General features: G+C 40.9%; 16 protein-coding genes. All 16 read right to left on the bottom strand.

Annotated elements, in window-relative coordinates:
* Window positions 1-8: 8 nt before the first annotated feature.
* Window positions 9-1,424 carry a phospholipase effector Tle1 domain-containing protein gene (locus ACQY77_RS11855; protein WP_421941933.1) on the bottom strand — a complete coding sequence of 472 codons (1,416 nt, stop codon included), beginning with the start codon at window positions 1,422-1,424 and terminating at the stop codon, window positions 9-11.
* Window positions 1,408-2,514 (bottom strand): DUF2931 family protein, encoded by a 1,107-nt coding sequence (locus tag ACQY77_RS11850; protein ID WP_421941934.1) that lies wholly within the window; start codon window positions 2,512-2,514, stop codon window positions 1,408-1,410. Before ACQY77_RS11850 ends, ACQY77_RS11855 begins: the two co-directional genes overlap by 17 nt.
* 172 nt (window positions 2,515-2,686) lie before the next feature.
* Window positions 2,687-4,549: a type VI secretion system Vgr family protein gene (locus ACQY77_RS11845; RefSeq protein ID WP_421941935.1), complete on the bottom strand. Its 1,863-nt coding sequence runs from the start codon at window positions 4,547-4,549 to the stop codon at window positions 2,687-2,689.
* A 56-nt stretch (window positions 4,550-4,605) separates the two neighbouring features.
* Complete coding sequence (locus tag ACQY77_RS11840; protein WP_421941936.1) at window positions 4,606-4,746, bottom strand: hypothetical protein; 141 nt, start codon at window positions 4,744-4,746, stop codon at window positions 4,606-4,608.
* 142 nt (window positions 4,747-4,888) lie between these two features.
* Window positions 4,889-5,284, bottom strand: a complete 396-nt coding sequence (gene tssD, locus ACQY77_RS11835) for a type VI secretion system tube protein TssD (RefSeq protein WP_421941937.1) — start codon at window positions 5,282-5,284, stop codon at window positions 4,889-4,891.
* A 194-nt stretch (window positions 5,285-5,478) separates the two neighbouring features.
* Entirely contained in the window at window positions 5,479-5,874 is a 396-nt protein-coding gene (tssD, locus tag ACQY77_RS11830) for a type VI secretion system tube protein TssD (protein WP_421941938.1), read from the bottom strand.
* Window positions 5,875-6,261: 387 nt separating this feature from the next.
* Entirely contained in the window at window positions 6,262-6,939 is a 678-nt protein-coding gene (locus ACQY77_RS11825) for a hypothetical protein (protein ID WP_421941939.1), read from the bottom strand.
* 96 nt (window positions 6,940-7,035) lie between these two features.
* Entirely contained in the window at window positions 7,036-7,698 is a 663-nt protein-coding gene (locus ACQY77_RS11820; protein ID WP_421941940.1) for a hypothetical protein, read from the bottom strand.
* Complete coding sequence (locus ACQY77_RS11815; protein WP_421941941.1) at window positions 7,699-9,270, bottom strand: polymorphic toxin-type HINT domain-containing protein; 1,572 nt, start codon at window positions 9,268-9,270, stop codon at window positions 7,699-7,701.
* A gap of 6 nt (window positions 9,271-9,276) precedes the next feature.
* Complete coding sequence (locus tag ACQY77_RS11810; RefSeq protein ID WP_421941942.1) at window positions 9,277-11,115, bottom strand: type VI secretion system Vgr family protein; 1,839 nt, start codon at window positions 11,113-11,115, stop codon at window positions 9,277-9,279.
* Between the two features lie 350 nt (window positions 11,116-11,465).
* Window positions 11,466-11,861, bottom strand: coding sequence for a type VI secretion system tube protein TssD (gene tssD / locus ACQY77_RS11805; protein ID WP_421941943.1), 396 nt, complete (start codon window positions 11,859-11,861; stop codon window positions 11,466-11,468).
* A gap of 146 nt (window positions 11,862-12,007) precedes the next feature.
* Entirely contained in the window at window positions 12,008-12,403 is a 396-nt protein-coding gene (gene tssD, locus ACQY77_RS11800; RefSeq protein WP_029288480.1) for a type VI secretion system tube protein TssD, read from the bottom strand.
* Between the two features lie 321 nt (window positions 12,404-12,724).
* Window positions 12,725-13,297 (bottom strand): NAD(P)H-dependent oxidoreductase, encoded by a 573-nt coding sequence (locus tag ACQY77_RS11795; protein ID WP_421941944.1) that lies wholly within the window; start codon window positions 13,295-13,297, stop codon window positions 12,725-12,727.
* Between the two features lie 127 nt (window positions 13,298-13,424).
* The gene (locus ACQY77_RS11790; protein WP_421941945.1) at window positions 13,425-14,816 is read right to left on the bottom strand and encodes a DUF5458 family protein; all 1,392 of its coding nucleotides are present in this window, start codon (window positions 14,814-14,816) and stop codon (window positions 13,425-13,427) included.
* Window positions 14,817-14,837: 21 nt separating this feature from the next.
* Window positions 14,838-15,284, bottom strand: coding sequence for a hypothetical protein (locus ACQY77_RS11785; protein WP_421941946.1), 447 nt, complete (start codon window positions 15,282-15,284; stop codon window positions 14,838-14,840).
* 58 nt (window positions 15,285-15,342) lie between these two features.
* The gene (locus ACQY77_RS11780; RefSeq protein ID WP_421941947.1) at window positions 15,343-17,859 is read right to left on the bottom strand and encodes an ATP-dependent Clp protease ATP-binding subunit; all 2,517 of its coding nucleotides are present in this window, start codon (window positions 17,857-17,859) and stop codon (window positions 15,343-15,345) included.
* Window position 17,860 lies beyond the last annotated feature (1 nt).

Here is a 17,860-nt window from a genome sequence, read left to right as displayed (position 1 = left end):
GCTGGAAATTAGTAAGTAACCCTAACTCGGTTTGGCGTTGGATCCATTCCAATCCAATCGTAATTGGCCGACCAATGCAAATATTTATTGCGTAGCAATCTCAGGTCTTTCTGCTCCTGCAACTCCTGCTGGTAGTTTGCAAAGCGAGGATCATTGGGTTTAATGCCTTTATATCTTTCATGAATATCTTTAAACCACTTAAATGTATAGGTTTTACCTCCTTTAAAAACAAAGTTATTTAACTTGGTATTTACCCTGACTAAAAGCGGGTCTTTAGCGAAATTATACTTGGCAGACAGGGTGCCTTTGTTAATGGCCCCGGGCCGTCCCTTGGTGCCGGTTTTGGCATAATAAGCCAGTGCGTAATCAACCATCATGTGCAATGGTATATAGCTATAAATGTGACTAACGGATGCCCTATCGCCATAAAGCTTAAAGTTTGGGCCAAAAAAACCTACACCGAGCTCTTTTTCAGTGTACCAGCCCTGCTGTATTAATCGTTCTTTCTCTTTGGCTAATTCGGCTTTTGAGCCATTGATTATCTCGTCTACATATTCTCTGCCAGTGGTGTAGCTGCCTCCTATATCGCAGTGCACGCCAGGCAATGATTTTTCTAATCCGCTATGCACATGCGTTAATGCAAAATTTTCGCGGTGTTCATTTTCGGCAGTTAAGTGAAAAATACACTTCGCTTTGGTAATATTGTTTAATTCCAGCTCGGCCACGTCGTTACTAAAGTCGTGGTTGAGTGCCTGTCTGGAATATACCGATGTTGCACGAGGCTCATAAGAGGATACGGTATCGTAAATTCCCAGAAAGCGGATTTCGAGTTGCTGTAGTTTAATTCCGCGGGTTTTTAGGAAATTGCCCAGATAACCATGTGCTGCTGCTGGCTTGGGGGTTTTAATTTCGGGTTTGCTCAATTGCGCTACAAAATGCCTTGCTGCGGTGGAGCCACGGCTAAAACCGAAAACATCTACGGTTAACTTCGCAATTGTTTTTCCCATAGGAAGCTTCTCTGCCAGTAACCTGCAACCTTTTTCAACCAATTTGGCAACCCCGGTGTCTCCTGTACCCAGGGCATACCCCAAACTATCGTCGCCTTTATTGTCGGTTGTGCCTATGCCTTCAATGTAAATTCTCTGACTGCCTGCATATCCTTCCCAAATTCGGGCTACGTTGCTGTAATCATTCTGGTAGCTGCTTTTTTCATCGCCTTTTCCATATTTTTTGTAGGCCGCAGCTTTCTCTTTGTTGGCCTCCGTTAGTTGGGCGCCCTTGCCTTGTTTATTGTATTGCTGGCGCCCTTCGGTATTGGTTTTATTATTTAGCGTGCCATCGAAAAACATTCCAAAAGAATATTCGGGGGCGGTTGATGTACTGGCCTTTGGTGTGTATGAACCAAATTTAGTGCTCGTTGCCATAATCTTGCAATTGAAATTGAAACTGTTGAACCGGGAACACTTTTGCTTGTTGCTCCAAATTCATACTGATTGATTTTTTCTTTGGGTCAATGTGAATCAGCAGATTAACACCCTTATTTTTTTCTAACTGTTTTTGAAAGCACTGATTAATTTCATTTCGATCGAAATCTAAAGGGATTGGTGTTCTTGTTCCATTTTTTTGCATTCGGGACAGATACTCGCGATCGCTGGTAATTACTGTATCAAACCAGTATTCATGCGTTCCATCGGTAAATTTTCCCGATAGCATGTATGGAACCGCGCGGTTGGCCGGGGCCAAAGCATTGTTTTCTGCCGGGGTGTATTCTTTTTCTCCATTGCACATCATCAACTGCAGAAATTTTAAGGTATAGCCTGCAGGCAGAATTACTTTAGGTTGCCAGTTGTATTTCTGAGGATAAATATTTGTATACAAACTGGTTTCAGGGTAGCCCGTTGTACGAATTTTCTCCTGTGTTTCTGGAAGAATTACATTCGGATTTTGTAAGCTTTCTTCCACATATTTTTTAGTAAACATGTACTTATCTTCCTCTGCAACTTTAGTGGTATCTATGTGTGTGTCTTTAGCCAAAAAATGCGCTACCTCTACCTGATTACCATCTCCCGCTACCCAGAGGGTGATGTTTCCTTTTGGTGCTAAACCCACAACAATGGTTTTATAAGTATTTCTTTTTTGCGGATTTACAATGTCTGCAAAGCCTGCTTTAAAAAGGGTCTGTATTTTTTCTTTAGGCAGCTGAAACTGGCCAGAGTAAACCTTTTTCTCCACAAAGGAAATCCAGGTCAGCCCCAGAAAATCGGGGAGGTTTTTTGTGTCTGGTCCAACCGAAACTGTACCGCCTTCATTGCCCCAGCCCGGAGCTATGATTCCCCAGTGTTCGAAGTTTTGACCAAAACCTTCTCCGGATAATTCGCCTTGTACAACTTCTATCGGGTATTCTTCGGGAGCAGATAAGGTACCTGTCCAATCAAATTTTTCGTCCATATTTTTTGCCTTGCAACTGATAAGTGTTAAGGTGATTAAGAAAAGTAACTTGTAGTTCAGTTTCATGATTTATTCCCTCTGCCAATAATTTTTTTATTGCATGCCAACACGAGGTTGTTCTGAAAAGCTTCTATATTAACCTGATCAGCAAGTTTTTGCAGCTTTTTGTCAACCTGTAAGTGATACGCAGTATGAACAGTAATTGTCATATTGTTAGCGCTTTTGTTAATGGCCATGGTTAAAATAATTTAGATTTTTCTGCACTGTTAATCTCAACAATCTTTCCGCTTTGCAGGGTCATGTTTTCTTTCTGACTGAAAACGCTGATTTCACTGGCCAGTTCATTAGAAGTTTCCGATTGGCGAAGGAAATCTTTGCTTACCATCTCTGTTCGGTTATCAGAATTTTCCTGAATATCGCCGGTTGCTGTTAACGAGAAGTTATTGCCTGCAGAAGTGGTAATGTCTTTTCCTACAGATATGGTTTGATTATCACCCACATTTACAGATTGTTCTTTCCCAATTTGCACACCCATATTTTCCTGTACGTTTATCTGCATATTCTTGCAGTTTAGCGTCATGTTTTCTAAGGCTGTAATGGTAATGTTATTGCCTTTGGTATCGATGTGTATAATGTTGCTGTTAATGTCGGTAATTTTGATGCCTTGCGTGCCTTCATTGTCATCAAACTCTATTAAATGCCCACTTCTGGTGGTGATGCTTTTGAGGTGATTTTTAATTTGCGGATTACTGTCTACATTGCTGCTGTGGTAAATACTGCCTATAATCACCGGGCGCGCAATGTTACCTTCCTCAAAGGCTACCATTACCTGGTCGCCAATTTCGGGGATAGCAAAGAAACCGCGATTGGCTCCGCGATCGCCAATCCCCGCATTCGGGCTAACTACCCTTAACCATTCGGTTGTATCATTGGTGAGGCATTCCCATTTTAACTTTACTTTGATTCGTCCTTGGCCAGCGGGGTCGTTGTTATCTTCTACTTCAGCCAATTGCATATCAGGGGCGGGCTTATTGAAGTTTTTAACTAAAATTCGTTCTGTGGTGGATACTAAACCTTCAAAGGTGTTGTGGTATTTTCCGGTGCCATCTACGTGATGGTTAATGCTGGTAATGAGGAATTTGCCCAGGCTTTCGGTAACAAAAGCCAGTTCTTTGCGGATGCTCATGGTAATTTCTGCAATGCTTCCAATAGACAGTTCTGCATTATCGCCACTGGCATTTACTTTCAGGAGGTCTGAAATTTGCGCTTTCTCCTGGTTTTCTACTAAACTGGTAATATCCCCGTGGTTGTCTACACGAATGAGTGCGGGCTGGTTATAGGTTTTGCTATACATGGCATTGGAAGCCTGTACGGCATGAACCAAGTCAGGATTTCCGCTGGCTTTTCCGGTACTTTCGCTATGGAGCATGGTATCTTGCTTGGCGCTATAGGCAAAGCGTTTATATTTTATTGGTGCCACCTCCATGGCATATTGAAGATTGTGCACATCGCGGCCGTAAAAGAGGGCCACTTCTTTTTGCTCGTTGGGTTTCCCGAAATGAAGTTGTTTCCCATCGTAGAAGAACCATTCGTGGTATTCGCCGGAAAGCCTGTTCAGGAACTCAAAATCACTTTCTTTATATTGGATAATATAATCGATGGTTGCGCTGCGGGCGGCATTGGCAACTACTTTAAGATCGTTTGCAGGGGTGTCACTGGTGGCAAGTTTAACAATTTCGTTTAAATCTTTTTCCAGGTAAGATCCCAGGTCTTCTCCACGGTCAATTAAAATAGTTGGACTATATCCGCTTACAATCAAAATACCATGATAGCCGTGGCTTTGAGCCAGTTCCACCTTGGTAACCAGGCCGGCAAAGCTTTGAAGTTTATCCTGTGCATAGCCAAATGATGCAGTGAGGGTTTTACCTACAAAATCGCGGCTTTCATCCAAGTTGATCAATCCCGGTGCCCCCATAGGGTCGTGGTTAAAACGAAGTTCGAAGTAGTGATGCTCATTAAACTGCTGTTGCAGGTTAAAGGAAGCAAAATGCCTGATGGCTTTACCTTCTATATTTATTTCTGTAATTAATTTTTTTTCCATGTTGATTAGCAGTCATTAAAACCATAATTACTTGAAAACCGGAAGCTGGAATGTAATTATTCCGACACCATAAAATCACTACTACTAAATTCGTTTACGGCAGCCAGAATAGCGGCAGGAGTAATAGCCTGTATGCCCGCAGTTTTATGCAGTGGCATAGGCCAATACTGGAGTGGTATAAGGGAGATGTTAAGCATAGGTAGAGCTTTAATTTATTCTCTTTTACCAATTGATGGTATCACCAACCGAGTATGTATTGAATTTAGATTGATAGTGTTATTAACCAAAGGAAGCGACTAGCATAACACCAGTCGCTTGCAAATGGGTTAATTTTTTCGATTATGCCTTAGGCCAATCGTTTTCATGCTCGGCATTACCGAGTTTTAACTTACGCGCAGATACAACAAAACTTAAAGTCATTGGTGTTTTATCGTTCACTGCAATGCCCTCGCTATATTGAATAATGTAACCGTCTTCAAAAGATAGTTCCTTCATTTTTGCATCTTCTTCTCCTTTCTTAAAAACGATTGTTCCGGAAAGGGGTTTATACTGGTTATTAACCATTGATTCGATAACAGATGTATCTTCGGTTGATTCGATTTCAATGTGAATAGTGCCGCCATAAACACCTGACGATGGGCGTCCTTTAGCGTCAACGTCTCTGCTTAAGGAGAAGCTGCACTGTAATACATCAAATTCTTTAGATCCTAGGTTTAAGCGGGTTTTAAATGCCATGTTAATGTGTTTTTGTAATTGAAGATAGTTTTTTGATAAGGAAATGTCAAGTAGCTGTTGTGGGTGTCAAGAAGTAAGTATCAAGTAGCAAGTAGTAAGACAAGATCGTGGATCAGGTAGCTAGACCTTTGGCGGCTGCCTATTCGCTTTCAACTTTCCACTTTGAACTTTCACTTTCCAGACTTTCCACTTAGTTAAGCTTTCGGCCAGTCGTTAAGATGCTCTGCATTTCCTAATTTAAGCTTCCTAGCAGAGATCTGAAATTTAAGCGTCATGGGGTAATCACCCACAATGTTTATTCCTTCCGAATATTTAACAATGTAGCCATCTTCAAAGTTTACTTCTTTCATTTTGGCATCTTCCTCTGTTTTTTTAATCAGGAGGGTTCCGGCAAGTGGTTTGTACTGATTGTTAACCATCGCTTCGATTATGGAGGTATCCGATGTAGATTCGATCTCAATGTCGATGGTACCGCCGTAAACTCCGGAAGAAGGCCTTCCTTTAGCATCTACATCACGGTTTAATGCATAGGCGCAATGGAGTACATCGTACTCCTTGCCTGAAAAATTTAATCTAGCTTTGAAAGCCATAGTTTTAAAATTTAAAGGTAAAAAATTAGATATTGCAGCGTCCGCTGCGGTATTTAATTACCAAATATCAAGCCAATTACCATAAGTATAATAGATGGTTAATGAGTAATGATTGTAAATATTGTACGACTTTTTAGATAAAATTTGTTTAAATGACTTTTGGAAGCACTTTTAATTCTAACCGCTAAATTGGATTAATGTGGAAAAAAAATAGTGTATGATTTGTTTTACACGCATAGGTTGTAAGTTGCCGGGTAGTATTTGAACAAACTGTAACTTTTTGCAACAGTTATTGCAATGAGTAACATCTCCTAAAGTTAACATTAATCCAATCAGCAGGGTGTTGTTTTCAAAATTCTTCACATCCCGGGTTCTCATGTATGCAATTTATTTTTCATAGAACCGGGCCAGGTCAAAGCCCATCTCTTTTGCAAGTTCATAATAGCTTTTTTCAGGATTGAGATTGAGGTCTGCATAGACTTTATTTCTCAATTCCTGGTTATATAGCAGGTCTCGATCGGTAAGATATACAGGATACCTAATGTCAGCGGGGATGAAATCCGGTTTGTTTTGAAAATGAAGACTGGCGTTGGCTATGGTTAGCGGAACATTCATGTTACTTTTAAACCCTATTTGTTCGGCTGATTCTTTGGAAATACCAGTAGGAATAGCAAGTTCACCTCGACATAATCTCACCTGGTTACTGCCATAATTCAATTGCTCAGGAAAATTTATCTTAGTATAATCCACGGGTTCATTTTGGATGATGCCCCATTCCAAAACATTGTTTTTTGAATCTATACTTCTAGTGAATGCATGCGGTATTAGTGTGGTTTTGGTATTAGGTGTGTCAATGTTGTCATAAACCCCCTCGTACATTTCAACCAGTTGGCAGTTGTTGTAGAACATTCTTAAATAAGGGAAATAGTTGTTAGACAATTTGCCTACATCCACCACTTTGTGATATTGTTTATCTACATCAAACAGAATTCTTCCGAAAACATATTTGTCGAGATCTTTCAACTTTAAATAGAAGATATCGCCTGCCCTGGCTTTGTTTTTCATGTGGCGTGTGCGTGGTTTAGGGTTTATTATAGGTGTTTTTCTAATGCCTCTTCCAATAAGTATTTAACCTGAAACTGATTAATACCTGGTACTCCTTTAATTTTTATTCCAATCTGGTGATAGCCATGGATTTTTTGGACGATCAGGATCGGTATCGTTACTGCCTGTGTCTGGGAAAATATCTAAAGGCAAATCACGATCAATTCGTATCAATGATTCGTATTCGCCAAAGTTCGGGTAAGACTCGTATAGACCCGTCACATCAAATTTCCGGTTGCTTTCGTAATCTTCGAACTTTTCATTCTTATCGTCATATTTTCTGTAATTGATTTTTCCCTCCTCATCAAATACAAAATGGATTCTGTAATCTTCCTTATCCCCACTTTCAGTAGTAAAATGATAGTACCAGATTTCCTGGAGAAAGAGTGTTCGATCTTCTCTTACTTCATGAAAGAGATAGCTGAGATATTTACGGCCAGCATAATCGAGAAAATTTATACCAATGTGTTTATTTTTAGGGACAACAGTTACATAACAAAAAGGATATGCATCATTATCGTTTTCTAATGCACAGAACTCATACCCGAGATGTTTACTATGGTTGTCTTTTGCAACATCCAGAGCACTCAGCGCTCCACTTTCAATCTTTTTTTTAAGTTTAGTCCCATTCCATAGGTCCCATTTCCCAACGGTGGCTTTTTCTGTATTTATCTTTTTGTTTACATCCCAATAGTTTAGGTATTTAATCAACTTCATCATTTAAAATGGATTTAAAATTTTACCGGTAATATCTCTTATTTGTACAAAGTTATCTGTTGCATGCTCTAAAACCTCTTTTGATATTTCCCCTGCCTGTTTTGGCACTTCTAGTATCATGTTTCCGGACAATTCTTTTCCCCCTTTTGCAATAGCATCTGCGTTTCTTGCAGTTTCTTTTATAGCAGTACCCGGAGGGTATTTTGAAACCAATTCGTCAATATACTTTTTAGCCGTTTCTTCTGTTACGTTTGCTAATTGTGTAAATTTTCTTGATACAATTTCTTTACCGGGAATATAACTGTCAAGTCTTTTTCCCGATTCCAGGACAACTTCATTAAAGCCTCCCATTCTTTTGTAAAATCCTTCCCGTATAAAATTGAAATAATTTCCTTTATACATTCTGGCCAGCCAATCCGGAAGGTGTTTTATCTGGCTTAAGCAAGGTCTTGCATTATGCACTAACCATGCCAATATTCCTACAAAGTAGGTATGCCAGCCAGCTACTTCAAAATTAAAAACTTTACGCTTTTCATAAGAAAATTCATGCTTTTTAATAGACTGCCAATCTCCATCTTTAGTGCGCAACTCATCGGTTTCTGTAAGATCAGCAGCATCTTTCCAGCCGTTCCGCGTATAGAAGGGGTGTTCGGCTGTAGTCTCAATTGTTTCCCCTTCAAGGGTAATTTCTACTGTTGCATCAACTTCCCGCTGCATTGTGGCGGTTACTGTTTTAAGTTCTACCAAGCCGCTTTCTTCGTCCCAGGCCCAAACCTCATCACCAACATTAATATCTTCGATATTTTTCTGTCCGGAAGCCGTATGCACAGGCGTCCCTGCCGGAAAACAGGCAAAAACGCAAACCTTCATAGTTGCTTTCGCAATATCATCAACATGTTTGGCCAAGCCTTTGGCCAGGGCTTTTGCACCTTGTTTGGTGAGTACTTTGCCTGCGCTTTTCAGGGCTGCTTTACCCGCAACTTTTAACCCTGCTTTTAACCCTCCTTTTGCTGCCGTAGAAGCCGCTGTAGTTGCACCGAAGCTTACTACACCTGCAACATCCATGGCCAGAAAGCCAACGTTTGCGGCCGCCATCCACCAATCGCCTTTGGCAGCAGAACGTACAATGCCGATTACACTACCTACTACGGGTATGAGTTCGGCAGTATCCCACCAGCCCCAGCCTTCATCTTCTTCTTGTTCCTCGCTGTGCTCATCGGTCATGTTTGCCAAATCTTCCTCACTAACAGGGATTTGGCCGCTGGTCATAAACTCAATTTTGCCGCCAATGCTACAAGGTAATGTAGATTTAAAGAGCAGCGTTTCCTGACCCTTAATTTTTACTTTGTAGGTATCTGTCCAATCTACCGGTGCGGGTGCACAGGCAGATCCGGTTACACTGCAAACGCCAAAAGAGGGAATATTGGCGAGGGGAATTTTATCGGCCTTAGTACAGGCCATACAGCCGTTAATTTTAACATTCTGATTAGCCAGTCCCTTAAAAAAATTAGGGGCAGCGCCTTTATCACAATGACAAACAGCCTTGTCCACAATATATTCTAATTCGTCAGGCATAATTTTTTAGGTTATATCAGTATCATTAGAATTAATTCTTATTGTAGCAGTTCCGCTCATTTTTACATCTGCACCATCAATTTTAGTTTCGGTACTGCCTTTAAATGAGGCTGCAGCGCTTGTGCTTTCAATGTTTACATCCGTTTTACCGGTTATGGCTACACCCATCGTAGTTGCATCCAGGGTAATTCCTTCTGTATCGGCAGTTGCTGCAATGGTTTTCTTGGCGCTAATGGCAATTGTTCCTTCTCCGCCTCCTTTTTCGCCGGGTTGTGCATTAATGGCAATGCTATTGCTGGCATTTACAATAAAATCGGTGGTGTTGATGGTGAATTTGTTCGGTGCATCGAGCGTAACCTCGCCGTTACCGTGCATGGTTAACACATTTCCACTCGGATCTTTCACATTGATGCTGCCATTGCTATCATCCATGATGATGGTATTGCCGCTTCGGGTAGTGAGCGATTTGGTTTTATTGGTATCACCCCCACCGGAACCGATTTTGCCATGATAAACACTGCCCAGCACAATAGGGCGGGCAATATTACCTTCTTCGAAAGCAATAACCACCTGGTCTCCTTTTTCGGGTACAAAAGCAAAGCCCCTGTTTTTACTCACTTTATCCGAGCTACCGGCATCTGGTGTAATTACCCTCAGCCATTCGGTCACATCATTGGTTTGGCATTCCCATTTGAACTTAACCTTTATGCGGCCCTGTCCCTGCGGATCGGCATTGTCTATCACATCTGCCAGCTGCATATCTGGATAAGGTTTTTCAAAGTTTTTTACCTTTAAACGTTCTGTGCTGGAAACTAAACCTTCAAAGGTATTGTGGTATTTTCCGGTTCCATCCACATGATGATTGATCGTGGTGATGAGGAACTTGCCCAAACTTTCGGTGTTAAAGGCGAGTTCTTGTCTCAGGCTCATGGTAATTTCTGCAATTCCACCAATGCTGAGTTCGGCATTATCGCCGCTGCCGTTTACTTTGAGCAACTCGCTGATGTTGGCTTTCTCTTCATTTTCTACATGGCTTTTAATATCGCTGTTGTTATCTACCCGAATTAAGGAAGGTTGATTAAAAGTTTTGCTGAAAATGGTGTTGGAGGCCTGAATGGCATGAGACAAATCGGGATTTCCATCGGCTTTACCGGTGCTTTCGCTATGCAGCATTTCATCCTGCTTAGGATTGTACGAAAAGCGCTTGTATTTAATTGGGGAAACCTCCATGGCATATTGCAGATTATGCACATCTCTGCCATAAAAAAGTGCCACTTCTTTCTGTTCGTCGGGTTTACCAAAATGGAGTTGCTTACCATCGTAGAAAAACCACTCGTGGTATTCTCCGGACAGCCGGTTAAGAAAATCGAAATCGCTTTCCCGGTATTGGATCAGGTAATCGATAGGTGATTTTCTCGCTGCATTGGTTACAATAGTCAGGTCGTTGGCGGGCGTGTCTTTGGTAGCCAGTTTAACAATGGTGTTGAGATCTTTAGCCAGGTATGAGCCTAAATCAGGGCCACGATCGATTAAAATAGTAGGACTGTAGCCACTAACAATCAAAATACCATGGTAGCCATGGCTTTGTGCCAGCTCTACTTTAGTAACTAAACCGGCAAATTCCTGAAGCTTATCGCCAGCATGGCCGAATGAGGCGGTTAAGGTTTTGCCTACAAAATCACGACTGTCATTTAAGCTGATTAATCCGGGTAAGCCCATTTGATCGTGATTGAAACGAAGCTCGAAATAGTGATGGTTGTTGAATTCTTGCTGAAGGGTAAAGGAGGCAAAATGCGTAATGGCTTTGTCTTCAATATTTATTTCGGTGATTAACTTTTTTTCCATAGGATATATCAATCTTTATCACAATAATTCCCGAAAACTGCTTTTGAAATTGGGTTGGTTTATTGCTCCAAATTCCTGGATTTTTAGGGCTCGTTGCGGATAGAATAAGTTAAAACAATTAATCAGTGACGCTACTTTTTAAAGGTAGATGCCTTGCCTGCTACAGGGCATGCATTTGCGATCATTAAACCACTAATGATTTTATGGGTGTTATAGTGGAGATGTTTGAGCATAAGCATTACTTTAAAAAATCTGGCTTAGCCAATGGTTTGGTGATTAACGTTTGATGCTTTTTCAAACCAAAAAGCGACTGACACGAGCCAGCCGCTTTTCTATTTAATTATGAATTATTATGCTTTTGGCCAATCGTTTTCATGATCGGCGTTGCCGAGTTTAAGTTTTCGTGCCGATACTACAAAGCTCAGTGTCATCGGGGTATTGTCGTTTACCGCAATGCCTTCATTATATTGGATGATATATCCATCTTCAAAAGATAGTTCTTTCATTTTTGCATCTTCTTCTCCTTTTTTGAAGACGATGGTTCCTGAAAGGGGTTTGTACTGGTTATTAACCATCGATTCTATTACTGATGTATCTTCAGTTGATTCGATTTCGATGTGGATGGTTCCACCATATACTCCAGATGACGGACGGCCTTTGGCGTCAACATCTCTGCTTAAAGAAAAGTTGCACTGTAATACATCAAATTCTTTTGATCCTAAGTTTAAACGGGTTTTAAATGCCATGATAATGTTTTTTTAATGTGAAAGAAATGTTTTTTGGAAAGGAAGTTTCGGGCACAGCGTATAAAGTATTAAGAATGTAGCTAACGCGCATTTGCTTTTAGCTTTAATACCCAACTTTAAACGTTGAACAATCTACTTCGAACTAATTAAGCTTTCGGCCAGTCGTTCAGGTGTTCCGCGTTTCCGAGTTTTAATTTTCTCGCTGAGATCTGGAATTTGAGCGTCATGGGATGATCGCCAACAATGTTAATCCCTTCGGAATATTTAACAATGTAGCCGTCTTCGAAGTCGACTTCTTTCATTTTGGCATCTTCTTCAGATTTTTTGATCAGAAGGGTACCCGTAATAGGTTTGTACTGGTTGTTTACCATCGCCTCGATAATTGAGGTGTCCTCGGTTGATTCGATCTCAATGTCGATGGTTCCGCCGTAAACTCCGGAAGAGGGTCTTCCTTTAGCGTCTACATCACGGTTTAACGCATAGGCACAATGAAGCACATCGTACTCCTTGCCTGAAAAATTTAATCTAGCTTTGAAAGCCATAGTTTTAAAATTTAAAGGTTATAAAAAAAATTGATTGTGCAGTCTCCGCTGCTGTCTAAATATAACCAATTATCAGGCCATTTATTGTTTTGTAAGCTTGGTAATGTGCTGGTAATGACGATCTAAGCCTTTGTGTTTTGCCTGGTAAAACAGCGTAGGATTATTCCAAACTCAGTTTTTCGGACAGAATAAAAATTAAATTTTATGAAATTTTTTCGTGTATTATTTATTTTACAATTGCCATCTTAAAACATTGGGGAATAATAGGGCAATGTGTAGCAAAATGCTACAGTTGTTGTATGGAAATGTAGATACTCAGTGTTAAATTAATTGTGATCCAAACTTCTCCATCTTAGCCAGCCATTTTTGGCTGTAATGATTTTCCAGTGAATGTAGTTCGCCTATGGTATTGGTAAGCACCGGGTTGACCCTGCATTTTTCGAAAACAGGTTTTTTGATGGATAAATAGGTTGTTTTTTTATTGGCCTTCCACTCCTTGAAAGTGGCTTCATCTAAAATGGAAACAATCCGGGCAGACCGGCCACTGAAATTGTTATCAATATTGGGTTGTTTGGTACTAAAAATTTGGTCGGGTAAAAAAAGGCGGTCGAAAAAACCTTTGATTTTTGCAGGTATATGATCTACGTAAACCGGGCAAAAAAGTACCATGTGGTTGCACTGTCTGATTGCACCTAAAGCCTTCTGTAAATCAGGTTCGAGCTCTGCTATCTGTCTGTTGTTGAATAGCTTGTTGGGGTTGAAGATCAGGTCGGGGATAGACAGTTCTCTCACAGCAGCACCTGCGCTTTCTGCACCTTTTCTGTAGGCATTAATCAGGAAATCTGTAGACGCGGTTTTTTCAATATCCCCATTCAGGATAAGTACTTGCTTCATTTGTTATAATTAATCTGATCCTGGCCGATGCGTTACAAAATTATAAAGAATTTGTTAAGTCCAATCAATATGCCATAAAAAAACCCGGCACTTTTGGCCAGGTTCTTATTTTCAGATTTAAAAAAGCTTATTGCTGGTTGTATTCTGTATTCCATGTAGTATGCTCATCTTCACCTTTGTGCCCATCTAATTTTACGACGAAACTTTTTGCAGGGAAGTAAGGAGTGATGTGGATATCTAAATGAATTCTATCTTTTTGTTGTTCATCGCGCTCAAAACGCATGATTTTGAATCTTTCGATCAAGCGTTCAGGACCTTGAATGCCATCTAAGAATTTAACGATTTGCCCGCGTAAATCCTGTTCAGTTTTTGAAGTCCAGTTTTCGAACGCCCTTCTGTTTAGGAAATCAAAAAGTACTTTGGTAATGTAGTCGAAAACACGAACAACCGAATAAGTTTGTAAACCGATGTTATCTCCATTGAACAGGGTTTTAGCCGAGAAAGCCATCACTTTTCCGTATTCATTAACCATAGGTACCAAACCTACACGTTCCAGGTGCGATATTTCACTTTTCTTTAAATCGAACTTAACCCCATCAACCTCATTAATGGCACCATGTTTTTTACCTGCAGTTACCTGCGACATCAGTGTGTAGTACATTTTACCGGCCAGGGCCGCAGATCCGGGAACAGTTAAATCATCTTCTTCACCTACTTCTGCAACCTTGCCACGGCCTACCAACCAGTTACAGGTCATGATAACGTTTGAACGGAATGCATCACCTCCGGTAAAGTTAGCTGCAGTAAACAGGTCTAAAACATCATCAGGTTGGTCTAAATCGGCAAAGTCTGTTACCAGCATGGCTTTATTGTTGTGTGCAATTTTGGCCCAACGTTCCAGAACTTTGTTAGATCCCATGTAGCCGGGAACAACCATAAGCGAATAGTTTTTACGCAGATCTAAACGATCATAGTTTTGTTTCATTTCATCGTCTACGTACTCGATAAATCGTGGGTTATCGAGGTCTTTGATCTGATCCATTGAGGCATTCAAAAGCACTACATTTTTCAATTTATCCGATTCGGTATTCTTATAAAATAAGTGCACCGAACGGTAGGCCTGCTCTAATTCACGGGTGCTTTCAAGCGCTGTTGCGATATTTTTATTTAGGTTTTCTTCTGCTGCGGCTAATTTTTGAGTACTTTTTTCCACCATATCTGCTACAGAATTAGAAGATTCAAGTACATCTATCCACAATTGGATTTTCTTTTTGAGTTCTTCGCGCTCTTTTTTCTTTTCATCACCAGTTAAGAAAATTTGCTTCCTTGCTTTTCTTTCAGGATTAAGGTTTTGAAGCCCATCTACGGTAGCTTCTAATAAATCGAAACCGCCTACGCGCGCTAACTTTTCCAGGTTATCTTTTAATGCGGTTTTCTCTATGGTTTTTAGTTCAGCGCTTTTAAAGCCGGCCTGAGCATTATTTTGATCTGTTTGTAATTCTTGAGGATTTGACATCATGAGGGAGATTAGGGTCGTTAATTATTTGTTTTGCTCTAGTTCATCAACAAAGTTCTTTAATGCACTGATGAATGCACTTTTCGTTTCTTCGTCATCTAGTGTGGCTTTGAGAGTTTTGTTAGATTTTAACTGTTTAATCACATTTAAAGACATCTCTCTTTCAATGTTTACATCATTGAGGTACTGGCTTTGGTTGATGATGCTTTTTACGCCGAAATCGCCCAGGTCCTGGAAGTTTAAAGTTTCACTTACCGGCGAACCATCTTGTTTTTCGAAGGCTACTCTTACACTTGGTTTGTAGTGCTCGAAAACTTCTTTAACGGTTTTTAAGCCTTCTACTTTTTCTGGCTTTATAGGTTCGTTATCGGTTAATTTCTGTACAAAAAGGGTTTTGTTGTGGGCAATCTCAGCGAAAGCTTCTGAAGTATCAATCTTCCGCTCATTACCACCAATTTCATAATTAAACATAGTATGTAGATTTAAGGTTTACTAATAAGTTTTTTATAATGATATAGTACTTAACGTTTTAATTCAAATTTTGTTCCAAGGCTATCTGCTCCGGGTGTTTGATTTCCCATGCCAGCTCATCTGCTGCGGGATCTTTACTTACTTTAATGGTTGATCCTTTTTTAAGCGCTCCAGAGATGATATATTTTGAAATTGGCCTGCGCAGTAAATTGCGGATGACCGCCGATAGTTGTCTTGCACCATATTTGGGTGTAAAACCATCCAGGGCAATCATTTTTTTAGCCTCCTCTTCTATTTCAAAAGCTATTCCTTGTTTATGCAGCGATTCGATTAAACTTTTCAATTGAATTTCGAAGATGCGCACCACATTTTCCTGGCTAATAGGCGCAAAAGGAACAATTTCGGAGATGCGGGCTAAAAATTCTGGTCTGAAATGACCGGCCATTACTTCCATCAACTGGTTTGAGGCAGGGATAATGCCTTTATCTATTTGTGCTGCAATCCATTCACTACCAATGTTAGAGGTAAATAAAATGAGTGAGTTGCTAAAATCACCCTCTTTGCCCAGGCGATCGTGCATATGTCCCTCATCTAGAATTTGCAGGAAGGTATCAAACACGGAAGGGTGCGCTTTCTCAATCTCATCAAACAGTAAAACAGAATAAGGTTGTTGCCTGATCTTATTCACCAGCAGGCCACCTTCTTCATAGCCCACATATCCCGGAGGAGCACCATAAAGTAAAGCGGCACTATGCTCTTCTTTAAACTCCGACATGTCAAAGCGGATCATAGCTTTTTCATCATTGAACAAGAATTCGGCAATGGACTTTGCCAGCTCTGTTTTTCCGGTCCCGGTAGGGCCAAGTAAGAAAAAGGAGCCAATGGGCTGGCCTTTTTTATTGAGGCCACTTCGCGATTCAAGAATTGCATCCGAGACAGCTTTTAAAGCCTGATCCTGGCCTACAACTCTTTTCTTTAAATACTGCTCCATATTCAGCAGCTTTTCTTTTTCACCTGCCTGAAGTTTCCCCATTGGGATACCTGTTTTGTAAGAAACTACCGAAGCGATATCCTGCTTCGTAATTCTGTCGCTCTTTTCGCCGGCAAATTGTTTCAAGTCGGTTAGGCTCCTTTGAAGATAGGTTTCATATTCTTCTGCGGTTTCAAAGGTGTCTGTTTGTGTTTCATCGGTTAAACGGCCCAATAACACGGGGCTGAGTTTGTTTTGCAAGAGGGAATACAGCCATTTGTAATCTGCAAATTTCTCTTGTTCTGATAACGCTGGGTTGGCGCTTATCTGAGCCAATTCTGTTTCAAGTCCCTCTATCACCTTATCAGAAGTATCATTCATCATTTTCATGGCCGCCATGGTTCTATCCAGAAGATCAAAGGCCGAATCGGGCAATCTTCTGTCTTTCATGTACCTTTTGGCTAATCTCACGCAGTCGGTAAGGGCATCTTTATCTATCTGAAGTACGTGATGTTCTTCATATTTAACGGCCAGTTTTTGCAGCATTTTGATGGTGCTTTCTTCATTGGGCTCGGTGATCTGAAGAACTTCAAAACGGCGGCTAAAAGCTTGTTCTGGCTCAATAATTTTTCGGTACTCGTCAATAGTGGTAGCCCCGATTACGGTGATTTCTCCCCTTGCCAGTTCGGGTTTCAGCAAATTGCCTATTCCAGCGCCTACAGGTCCTTTACTATCTAATAGCGTGTGGATTTCATCAATAAAAAGCACCGCTTTTTCAAATTGTTTAATCTCTTTAATGATGTTTTTTAATCGGTCTTCTATCTCACCTTTATAGGACGCACCTGCTATTAAGGCGCCTAAATCCAATTCAAAAAGCTGGATGGCCTTGAGGCTTTCGGGCACATTTTGGTCAACCAGATCCAAGGCAAATCCATCAATCAGGGCTGTTTTACCTACTCCGGCATCGCCGGTTAAAATCACATTGGGTTTGGTTCTTCTGCACAAGATTTCCATCATCATACGGGTTTCCTTTTCCCGTCCAATAATCGGATCTGTTTTGCCCTCGCGCACCAATTGCAAGCGGTCTATACAATATTTGAATAAAGCGTTACTGGTGCTCCTGGATTCGGGGTTTGCCGCCGCCGGGCCAGCTGAAACTGCGCGGTTTATCTCTTCATCTTTTACGTACAGATCTAAAATTTCACGCTCCTTTATCGGAAAAGACTTTAGCTGATCGGCCTGAAAACCTACCCCGGGCTTTGCCAGGGCAGTTAATACACAAACCGGTGTAACCAGATCGAGGCCTAATTTTATTCTCACATGATCTGCCTCTTCTAAAATCAGGGCAATTTCCGGAGCACCATTTACAGTATCACTAAAGCTGGAAGATTTATCCAGTTCATCTATCCGCACTTCTGCCCATTCGCTAATGTATTCCTCATCTTTTCCAATGGAAGTTAGAAAGGCCCGCAGGCCCACTTCTTTATGCATCAGACCCTTTAGTAAGTGAGCAGCAGTAAAAGTAGCATTCCGGTATTCTTTGGCCAGCGACTGGGCAATGTGGATTGCGGTTTTTACCGATTCGCTTAGATTTGTAATCGCCATA

This window comes from Pedobacter sp. (assembly GCF_965279535.1).
Classification (GTDB): Bacteria; Bacteroidota; Bacteroidia; order Sphingobacteriales; family Sphingobacteriaceae; genus Pedobacter.
This window is presented reverse-complemented; position numbering and strand designations above follow the sequence as displayed.

Bases quoted from the DNA above. Each gene is read 5' to 3' on its own strand.
- ACQY77_RS11855 (WP_421941933.1), bottom strand. From the start codon at position 1,424: ATGGCAACGAGCACTAAATTTGGTTCATACACACCAAAGGCCAGTACA.
- ACQY77_RS11850 (WP_421941934.1), bottom strand. From the start codon at position 2,514: ATGAAACTGAACTACAAGTTACTTTTCTTAATCACCTTAACACTTATC.
- ACQY77_RS11845 (WP_421941935.1), bottom strand. From the start codon at position 4,549: ATGGAAAAAAAATTAATTACAGAAATAAATATAGAAGGTAAAGCCATC.
- ACQY77_RS11840 (WP_421941936.1), bottom strand. From the start codon at position 4,746: ATGCTTAACATCTCCCTTATACCACTCCAGTATTGGCCTATGCCACTG.
- tssD (WP_421941937.1), bottom strand. From the start codon at position 5,284: ATGGCATTTAAAACCCGCTTAAACCTAGGATCTAAAGAATTTGATGTA.
- tssD (WP_421941938.1), bottom strand. From the start codon at position 5,874: ATGGCTTTCAAAGCTAGATTAAATTTTTCAGGCAAGGAGTACGATGTA.
- ACQY77_RS11825 (WP_421941939.1), bottom strand. From the start codon at position 6,939: ATGAAAAACAAAGCCAGGGCAGGCGATATCTTCTATTTAAAGTTGAAA.
- ACQY77_RS11820 (WP_421941940.1), bottom strand. From the start codon at position 7,698: ATGATGAAGTTGATTAAATACCTAAACTATTGGGATGTAAACAAAAAG.
- ACQY77_RS11815 (WP_421941941.1), bottom strand. From the start codon at position 9,270: ATGCCTGACGAATTAGAATATATTGTGGACAAGGCTGTTTGTCATTGT.
- ACQY77_RS11810 (WP_421941942.1), bottom strand. From the start codon at position 11,115: ATGGAAAAAAAGTTAATCACCGAAATAAATATTGAAGACAAAGCCATT.
- tssD (WP_421941943.1), bottom strand. From the start codon at position 11,861: ATGGCATTTAAAACCCGTTTAAACTTAGGATCAAAAGAATTTGATGTA.
- tssD (WP_029288480.1), bottom strand. From the start codon at position 12,403: ATGGCTTTCAAAGCTAGATTAAATTTTTCAGGCAAGGAGTACGATGTG.
- ACQY77_RS11795 (WP_421941944.1), bottom strand. From the start codon at position 13,297: ATGAAGCAAGTACTTATCCTGAATGGGGATATTGAAAAAACCGCGTCT.
- ACQY77_RS11790 (WP_421941945.1), bottom strand. From the start codon at position 14,816: ATGATGTCAAATCCTCAAGAATTACAAACAGATCAAAATAATGCTCAG.
- ACQY77_RS11785 (WP_421941946.1), bottom strand. From the start codon at position 15,284: ATGTTTAATTATGAAATTGGTGGTAATGAGCGGAAGATTGATACTTCA.
- ACQY77_RS11780 (WP_421941947.1), bottom strand. From the start codon at position 17,859: ATGGCGATTACAAATCTAAGCGAATCGGTAAAAACCGCAATCCACATT.